The sequence below is a fragment of the Agathobaculum sp. LCP25S3_E8 genome (genome assembly GCF_052117165.1).
GTDB lineage: Bacteria > Bacillota > Clostridia > Oscillospirales > Butyricicoccaceae > Agathobaculum.
This window is the reverse complement of record NZ_JBQKJR010000086.1, coordinates 1-8,661: the sequence shown is the minus strand read 5'-3', so window position 1 is coordinate 8,661 and position 8,661 is coordinate 1. Positions and strand designations below refer to the sequence as shown.

General features: G+C 51.4%; 6 protein-coding genes. 1 reads left to right on the top strand and 5 read right to left on the bottom strand.

Annotated elements, in window-relative coordinates; all coding sequences use genetic code 11:
- Positions 1-315 precede the first annotated feature (315 nt).
- The 5 genes from ACTQ34_RS16790 to ACTQ34_RS16770 form a co-directional block, all read right to left on the bottom strand.
- Complete coding sequence (locus tag ACTQ34_RS16790) at positions 316-3,342, bottom strand: S-layer homology domain-containing protein (protein ID WP_441364774.1); 3,027 nt, start codon at positions 3,340-3,342, stop codon at positions 316-318.
- A 213-nt stretch (positions 3,343-3,555) separates the two neighbouring features.
- Entirely contained in the window at positions 3,556-4,773 is a 1,218-nt protein-coding gene (locus ACTQ34_RS16785; RefSeq protein WP_441364773.1) for a LuxR C-terminal-related transcriptional regulator, read from the bottom strand.
- 173 nt (positions 4,774-4,946) lie between these two features.
- Positions 4,947-5,708, bottom strand: coding sequence for a 4Fe-4S binding protein (locus tag ACTQ34_RS16780; protein WP_441364772.1), 762 nt, complete (start codon positions 5,706-5,708; stop codon positions 4,947-4,949).
- Between the two features lie 15 nt (positions 5,709-5,723).
- Positions 5,724-6,572 (bottom strand): nitroreductase family protein, encoded by an 849-nt coding sequence (locus ACTQ34_RS16775; protein ID WP_441364771.1) that lies wholly within the window; start codon positions 6,570-6,572, stop codon positions 5,724-5,726.
- 16 nt (positions 6,573-6,588) lie between these two features.
- Complete coding sequence (locus ACTQ34_RS16770) at positions 6,589-7,695, bottom strand: NADP-dependent oxidoreductase (protein ID WP_441364770.1); 1,107 nt, start codon at positions 7,693-7,695, stop codon at positions 6,589-6,591.
- A gap of 87 nt (positions 7,696-7,782) precedes the next feature.
- Here ACTQ34_RS16770 and ACTQ34_RS16765 point away from each other — a divergent pair, with 87 nt between their 5' ends.
- The gene (locus ACTQ34_RS16765; protein WP_441364769.1) at positions 7,783-8,223 is read left to right on the top strand and encodes an Rrf2 family transcriptional regulator; all 441 of its coding nucleotides are present in this window, start codon (positions 7,783-7,785) and stop codon (positions 8,221-8,223) included.
- Positions 8,224-8,661 lie beyond the last annotated feature (438 nt).

The window sequence follows — 8,661 nt, the reverse complement described above, 5'->3', positions numbered from 1 at the left end:
TTCCTTAAATTCTTTGCTGTAACGTTTCATTGCGATCCCCTCCGTCTCTGTTCGTTCAGTTTAACAGATTTTTGGGGAATTTGCGACTGCACTTACAGGGTACTACTCCAGAAGATGACAGCGCTTTCCGGCATAGTAATTTCATAAGTTTTTCTGCATGCTGCTGCATGAAATTGCAGCGTTTCTCCGCATTATGACAAAAGGGATGGCTTTACGCCATCCCTTTTGCTATATTGCTCTATGTTGCTTTTTCACTGTGCCACCGGCTTGCCCATCTGCGCACAGCTGTCTAATTCTTCCGATGCCGGTTCCAATTCAGACTATACTGTTTTCACAAAAACGCATCAGCATGGCAGCGGCTTCTGCCCGAGTAGCGTCGCTCTGAGGATAGAGTGCGTTGCCTGCGCCGGTAATGACGCCTGCGCCGCACGCCCACTGCATAGCCGATCCGGCCCATTCACTCAGGTCCGAAACATCGGTGTAGGAAAGAATATTGGTGTCCTCGCCGATGGATACGTCGTAGCCCTTATGCTGCGCGTATCGGTACAGCATCGCGGCCATCTGCTCCCGGGTGATAGAGTTATCTGCACCGAAACTGCCGTCGCCATAGCCGCCGACAATGCCCTCCGATGCTGCCCAGCGGATGGCCTCGGTGTACCACCTGCCATTGGCCACGTCGTCAAAGGTCATCTGATAATCGACCACAGGGCTGCCCTCCAGCCGCCACAGAATGGTAGCAATCATGGCGCGGGAAGTGGTGCCGTTCGGGTCAAAGCTGTTTACCGAAGTGCCGTTCATCAGCCCGCTCTGATAAACATACTCCACCCCCTTGTAGAACCAATCGCTCTCGTCCACGTCAGTGAAGAGCAGGGGACTGCTCTCCGCCTGAAAGACCGCGGACACGGTGACCGCGCTATCGGGCATCTCGAAGGTGTATACACCGTCGCCCTTATCGGTGAGGGGGAGCTTGTTGCCCTCCTTATCGGTGACGGTGAGGCTGTCCAGCACATAGCCCTTGTCAGGAGTAACGGTCAGGGTAACGGTGGTGCCCTGAGAAGTTTGGAGCGTGCCGGCCTTTATGCTGCCGCTCTCGATCTCGGACACCGTGACGGCATGGTTGGTCGCGCTTGCGGAGCCGCTGTTGCTCCCGCTTGAGGCGGCGCGGTAATAGCCCCATCGGTTCAAGAATGTTTCCTGCCCGCTGCCGTCTGCCGGAGTGTAAGGATATGTGCCTGTGGTCATACTGCCGTTCTGGATGGCAGTACCTTGCAAAGCTGTCCGCTGCGCGTAAACCTCGCCATCATTGGAGAGAGCCAAGGTTGCGCCGTTCGCAGGATTGGCGCTGTTTTCTTCCTCAAATACATACACTTTGCCGAAAACCTCTGCCGCTCCGGTGAATGCACCGCTGCCCATGATCTCCATGGTGCCTTGCACGGTCAGGGTACCGTTGCTGGTCAGAACCACATCATCGGGAACGGTAAGGGTGGCGCCCGCAGGAATTGCGAGGGTCTCGCCGGCGGTAAGCTCCACGTTTCCGGGAACGGCCGCGCTGCCGATCACGCTGCCCGCACTGCCGTAGAATACCACTGAATCGGCAATGTTCACATTTTCGTCTTTTCGGCTCATATGAATCCAAGAGCCGTCAACGGAAAATGTGCCGATATTATCTGCATTGACATTGACAAAATCGTTTTTGCCTTCCGGTGACGATACATAGACAATACTGTCGTCAATATCAATGATGTCGACCGCTTCCTTTTGACTGTTTTCTGCAGAAATGCCGCCAATGGCAACGACATTTGCGCCATCTTGAATCAAAACCTTTTGTCTCGCCTCGATCCCCTCGCCCAGCTCCGACTCCGCGTAAAGCTGTGCCGGACCGGTAACAGTGAGTACACACTCCAAATCCACCGCGCTGTCGCTTTCGGAAATTGACGTTACTTTTGCATTGTCTTTTATCGTGATATTGCGGTTTGAGAACAGCCCGGCTCGGAACGTCGAGCTTGCCTCAACAACAGCATTTCCCCTCACATAAATATTCCCCGCTTGGGAATGAATACCGTTCCCGTTGGCGTTGACCGTCACCTGTGCGGAACCTTCAATGGTCAAATCTTCATATGCTTCCATGCCGACCGCACTTGTGGCAGTGGCGGTGAGTGTTCCTTGTCCGGTCAGCGTCAGGCTGCCGCCGTTATTGGAGGAAGTTTGTGCCTGAATGCATGGATAGCCGCCCAACATGGTGATTTCATTTTTCCCAAGCAGTTGAATCGTCAGCTTTTCCATCTGGGACGATATGGCCGGTCCGCTATCATAGCGGATGCTTGCCCCGCTCAGTGTCAGGGTGTTGGTATCCGCAGCATAACTCACCGTGTTGTCACCCAACACATTACCGGCGTTATCGCTGGTAACACGAATGCCGCTCACCCACAGATCGTATTTCTTGGACATCTTATTCAGCGTGTCGCTGATGGTGCTGGCAATCAGGTCATGTCCATCCTGATTGGGGTGGAAATCCAGACTGATGGAGAATTTTTGTATGTCCACAGACGGGTTGCATGGATTCTTATCCTGCGCCACCGCCGTCTCAAAGGCTGTGTATACATCCACCACGGTGAAGCCCTCAGTCTGGGCGGCTTGGGTTATGGCGGTGTTCAGCACTTGCACTCCGTCGTCAAAGGCGTCGGAAATCGTCTGCGCCTGGGTAAACGATGTTCCGTATTCTTTCGCCAAATAGCTGTAGGGGTTGTACTGGGTGGCTACCAAGAGCGTCACATCCGGATTGCTATTTTTGATGGCAGATACGATTTGGCTCAAATTGATTTTAAAGGTGTTCAGCGCGCCTTCCGCCTGCGGTGATTGGGCAAAATCAGGCAGATAATTCACCAAAGCCCCCAGCGTTAATATATTGGCAGTTCCGCTTGTCAGCATCTCTTTGATAGCGTCGGCATCTTTTGGGTCGTTTGCATGACTGGGATCCGCAGTCCATTTCTCTGCCAAAAACGCATACAGCGCATCCATCAAATCGTTGCCGCCTATGGTAATGGTGATGAGGTCGGCGTTGGTGACGTCAATGCTGCCGTCTTGCAGCTTTGTTCGCAGTCCGTCCGAGTTCTCGCCATCTTCTGCCAGATTGGTCAGGTCATAGCCCTGCGCTATCGCCACCTGATTGGCGAAGGGGTCGCCAACCGTATCGACAACGCCGCCTTCCCCCGGCGCATAGCCGCGGGTAATGCTGTCGCCCAAGGCCAAATAGATTGGGTCCGCCGCCAGAGCTATTACCGGCAGCATGCTCAGGCACAAGGCCAAAGCGCAGAATAGGCTGAATATTCTTTTTTTCATCATATAGTGCATCCCTCCGTTTGCTGATTTCCCGGTGGAAGAACGATTCCGCCATAGAATATCTATGTTGAAACAGGCTGTGACCTGTTCCTACCGCTTTTGATTTTCATCGCCGCATTGATATGATTTCACTATAGCATAAAATAACATCCTTGCCATCACCCGTTTTACCCCCCAAAATGTAGGATGCCCGCGGGAAATCCCGCGGGCATTTTGTCATCGCAGCATAAACTTTTTCAGTTCTTTGCGCTGTCTGATATTGAGTTTTTGCAGGGCGGAAGAAATATACTGCTTCACCGTGTTAGGAGAAATGCCCAAGTGGGCGGCGATCTCCGCATTGGTCCAGCCTCGGGCCGCCAGCATGGCCGTGGCAAATTCTGTGGTGGTCAAATTATCGGCCACATCATGGCCGGTGACCGGATTATGCACCTTACGCCATCCGGCAGAAAAGCGATAGGTAATGTCGATGATCCGCTTAAAATCCTCCGGCCAACCAGGCTTGATGACCGCCTCCAGCATGCCGCCCAGCAGCCCGTGGTGCTCACCGAATCCCTCAATCAGGTCGTCGGGCCGTGCCAGTTCCCATGCACGCAGCAGATGCGCCTGCGCCCGATCCGACTGTTTCAGACTCATGTAACCCATTACAGCCGCCAAATGCATATAGATGGCGGGAATAGGGTATTGCTCTGCCCCCATAGCAAAGGCGGTTTCCACGATGCCAACGCTCTTGCCGTAATCTCCCTGAAGATAGGTACGGTGTGCCTGCACATAGAGAGCGAAAATGCGAAGACCCGGCGGCAGATAACGGATGAATTCCTGCAGGTTGTCCACATCCTGCGGCAAAGGCAGATGAAGCAGCACGCGCGCAGCCACAGCGGTAAATATGGTCATGGTTTTCAGTTGGGGCGGTGCATCCTTTTGCAGATTGGACACGGCACTGCGAATTTCGGCCAGAGCATATCGAGCCCTTTGAATCCGGCCCAAGGTCAGGTTCGCATAAGCGTACAACATGCATCCGGACAGGCAAAGCGCCGTTTCCGGATGGGAGATGTAACGCTCCGACAACCGGGCGGATTCTTCGGCTTTTCCGCTAAAATAGTAGTACTCCGCTAACGCAATGTTCCGCCGGTGCACATTTTGGATTCCCTCAATATATTCCATGCAGTGTCCCGGCGTAAAGGCTGCGTTAATCAGAGGCAGAAAGGATTGCATAGAGGCAGAAAATGCCGGCGAAAACGGGGAGGGCACATTATTGCTTTCGGATCGCGCTTTTGTTTTTCGCAGATCCACGGGCTTTGGCGTTCCTGCGGGAATGGCCCAGGCACCGCTGAATTTCTGCGCGCCCTCAATGCGTCCGCTCATGCAGTATCGCTGAATCAGACGCACGGATATATTCCATTTTTCCGCAGCCTCCTGCACGGTAATATACTCCATATTCACCCCTCCGCCCGTATTTTGCTTTATATTTCATTATATACGTTTGAACGTACACTTGCAAGGCGGGCAAAGGGAAGGGGAATCGGCGGCAGCGCATGTTCGACTCTCTTATGCTCGGAATCAAGGGATTTGTCATATAATACCGCTATATCATGTCCTTTCTTTTCGTCTCATAGAAACAGTTCACAGTCTTTCCGTTCAGAACACACTTTCTTCAGTACCAGACCGACAGCGGAAAGCATGACGGGATTTACCTTACGTGCGGAATGCGGGCATACCGAAATGCAGCGCATGCAGGAGATACATGCTTTTTCGTTGACTTTTTTCGGATTTTCCTTGTCGATCGCCTGCACAGGACATTCTGCTGCGCATACGCCGCATTTGGTGCACTCTTTCGTGGGTTTGGGCACCATGCCCGCGCCTCCGGCCTTTTTATAGGGTCGGTTGCCGGGAATGGAAGGCTCTGTGGAGTCTCCTACAGAGAGCTTTGCCTGAATCTGCTGGGCAAAATCAGAAAGCTGCTTTGCATCCTGCGCATCGGGTCTTCCCGCAGCAAACTGCCGGGCGATAGAGTGTTCCGCCACGGCAGCAATGGCGGCAATCACCCGGAAACCAGCCTGTTTTGCAGCATCTTCTAGCTCGACCAGCGTATCTTCGTAGGCCCGGTTACCGTAGACACAGATCAGAACAGCCCGAGCGCCATGACCGTTCAGCATAGCCAGCCGCTCTACAGCCACAGCGGGGACACGTCCGCCGTAAGACGGCACGGAAATAACCGCCACATCCTCTTGTTTCAGTTGGACACTGCGAAAATCCGCCTTGCTGTCGATTAGAGCAACAGATGTGACCTCACCTTCCAGCGCCCCTGTTACAAACGCGGACACCTTTTTCGTTCCGCCTGTCGGACTGAACACAATGTCATAGAGTTTCATAGGGAAGACCTCCTTTTAGTTTGTTTCATCCGCATGCCAGGAAATGATGTAATGTGTGTTCTCAGGTATTGCTACATCCTCCTGAGGCATGGTTTCAAATGTCCCGGTCAGGCCCTGCTCCAAAGCCGTCTGGTGAAAATGGGCCAGCGCAATGCCAAGATCCACCCGCTTGATTGCTTCTTCCCCTTTGGAAATCCCCGGTTTATAGTTGGCATAGAAATGATAGGTGTTCCCGTCTTTTCGCACACGCCACGGCTGTGCGTTTTTGGCGGAAGGAGCCAGCCGTACCATTTCCAGCGGCTGGGCATAGGCACCAGCCATGGACTTAGTCAGCGGGGTACGAAAGTCCTCCTGATAGAACAAGGATGCCCACTCTTTTCGTGAGGAAGATTTCATGGTGGAGCGCATCAGGGTTTCTGTCAGGCTGCGTTTGGCTGCGGGATACCCAACCGGCGAAATCGCTGGGAACAGTTCGTCTTTGGGGATATGCATGGCAGAAGCAAAGCTGTCCCGGTTAAACGTTGCAGCCAGCCACACCGTTCCCAGTCCCATATTGGTAGCATACAGGATGAGATTTTCAAACTCGTATCCGGCGGCGACCGGAGCCATTTCGGTATTCGGGATGGAGACACCAAGAAAGGTACTTGCCCCCTTGATTACGCCATAGGTGCCCAGCTTTTCTCCATCTGCACTCAGCTTTTTATCTGTGATGTACTTTTTGACCGGAACACCGAAGGGATTATCCAGCTGGTTTATGTAATCCAGAAGCGCAGCCCGGTCCTGTGGTGACAAGGTCCGGTCCTCATAGGTGCGTACGCTGTGCCGCTTTTGAATCGTTTCTGCAACAGGAATTGACAACTTCATTTGTTTGATTCCTCCCTCACATTTTGATAATTACTTTGCCATTGAGCGGCCCCTTGGCCACCAGCTGTAATGCCTCGTTGGCCTGAGCGAGAGAAAAGACATGGGAATCAATGGCAGGCTTGATTTGTTGCTGTTCCACAATCTCTGTGATCTTTTGCAGTTGTGCCCCATTAGAGCGGACGAACAGAAACCGATATTCCTTGCCTTGTTTTCCGGCGGCTTTGTCGTATTTCCTGCCGGCCAGAGTGAACAACAGCTTTTTCAGCCCGGAAAAATGGTTCTGCACCGCAAAGGTCTTGTTTGGGCCGGTGCGCAGGCTTACAAGCCGCCCGCCTTTTTTCAGAACTGACAATTCATGTTCGAATTCGGCAGATCCTAACGTATCAATAACGTAGTCGATGTCAGACAACTGCTCCCAATAGTTTTCCTGCTGATAATCCATATACCGATCCACACCCATGGCAAGAAATTGCTCTTTTGCCCGCGCGTTACCGGTCACGATAACCCGCAGGCCCAGCGCCTTTGCAATAGGGACCGCCATCTGGCCAAAGCTGCCCGATCCGCCGGGGATCAGCAGGGTTTGTCCGGGCTTTGCCTCTAATTCCTCTGTAATAGCTTGATAAGCAGTCAATCCAGTCAGTGGGATGGCTGCGGCAGTGGCAAAGTCGTATCCCTCCGGCATTTTGGCAATTGCGTCCTGATCTACCGCCACATATTCCGCAAAGGCGCCGATTTTATGCAAAGGAAGGCGGGTATACACCCGATCGCCTTGCTGAAAGCCTGTGACCTTGCTTCCTACCTCTTCTATAATGCCCGAACACTCGTTTCCAAGTGTCAGGGGCATAGGGTAATCCTGAATCAGTTTTACGCTTCCCGTCAGAATGAGCAGCTCCAGAGGATTGACCGCTGCCGCTTTCACCCGAATCAACACTTCGAAATCGGAAATTTCCGGTTGCGCAATGTCGGAAAGCACTGTATCGATATTTTTGGAATAGCTGTTTATTTGGACCGCTTTCATACAAGACCTCTTTCTGCGTGAATTTGTTTTTATGGGATTTTTCTTGCTTTTTTTCTTAATACCCGATAAAATAATAGATGTAACTAATAACTTTACATCTTCCATAGTGTATCACTCAAAAGATGTAATGTCAATAGTTACATCACATTGTAAACAAAGCAAATTTGTTTTGAAAGGATACCGAATAGTATTATGCAGATTAGTATGAAATGCTCCATTGCGGTTCATTGTCTGATATTTATTCATGAGGCAAAAGGGATTGCCAAGGTAACCAGCAATCTTCTGTCAGAGAGCACCGGCTGCAATCCCGTTGTAATTCGCAATATCCTCAGCGCTTTGAAAAAGGCGGGGCTTATCACGGTTGCCAGAGGGACCGGCGGCGCGGAACTGTGCGTCGCTCCTTCCCAAATCACACTTTATCAAATCTATACGGCATTGGAACCGGATGGGATCACTTCTCTGATTGGGATTCATCCCTGTGAGGGCCGCTCCTGCCCGGTAGCGCAAAATATTCGCAAAGTGTTGCAAAAGCCCTATCACAAAATTGAGGACTCGATCAAAGAGGCTATGGAAAGCGTCACTTTACAATCTATGATCGATGAATTTGAGGACATCGTACAGACTCCGGACTAAAAGCCATTTTTTAATAAAAACCTCGTCTGCTACAGTGTGCAAAGAAGAAGACTGCGTTTTTCTCGTAATACAATTTCCTTCCTTGCTTACACCTGCACCAAATAGGGACATGTGTTTTCCACATGTCCCTATTTTTCTGATATGCGGTTCTGATTTTTAGCGGCTTGTCTTTGGCCGCGGAGAATCTTTTTTCTCCCTTTTATGGGCTCTACCTTACGGTATTGCATATTTTGTATGATACTATCATTTGTGTAAAGATGCAGACCCTCCATTGTGATCACAGATATAACGCTCAAAAAGATAAAAGCGTATCAAGATAATTTCTGGTTCGGTCGTGTCAAGAATTTTTCGCACTTTAGTTCGCAGACTCTGTTATGAATGAAGTCAGCCAGCAATGGAGGCATCCTCAACGGTCGCCTCCAGATGCTTCATGTTCAT

Excerpts from the sequence above, each read along its gene's own strand:
- ACTQ34_RS16790 (WP_441364774.1), bottom strand. The coding sequence starts at position 3,342 with ATGATGAAAAAAAGAATATTCAGCCTATTCTGCGCTTTGGCCTTGTGC.
- ACTQ34_RS16785 (WP_441364773.1), bottom strand. The coding sequence starts at position 4,773 with ATGGAGTATATTACCGTGCAGGAGGCTGCGGAAAAATGGAATATATCC.
- ACTQ34_RS16780 (WP_441364772.1), bottom strand. The coding sequence starts at position 5,708 with ATGAAACTCTATGACATTGTGTTCAGTCCGACAGGCGGAACGAAAAAG.
- ACTQ34_RS16775 (WP_441364771.1), bottom strand. The coding sequence starts at position 6,572 with ATGAAGTTGTCAATTCCTGTTGCAGAAACGATTCAAAAGCGGCACAGC.
- ACTQ34_RS16770 (WP_441364770.1), bottom strand. The coding sequence starts at position 7,695 with ATGGAAGATGTAAAGTTATTAGTTACATCTATTATTTTATCGGGTATT.
- ACTQ34_RS16765 (WP_441364769.1), top strand. The coding sequence starts at position 7,783 with ATGCAGATTAGTATGAAATGCTCCATTGCGGTTCATTGTCTGATATTT.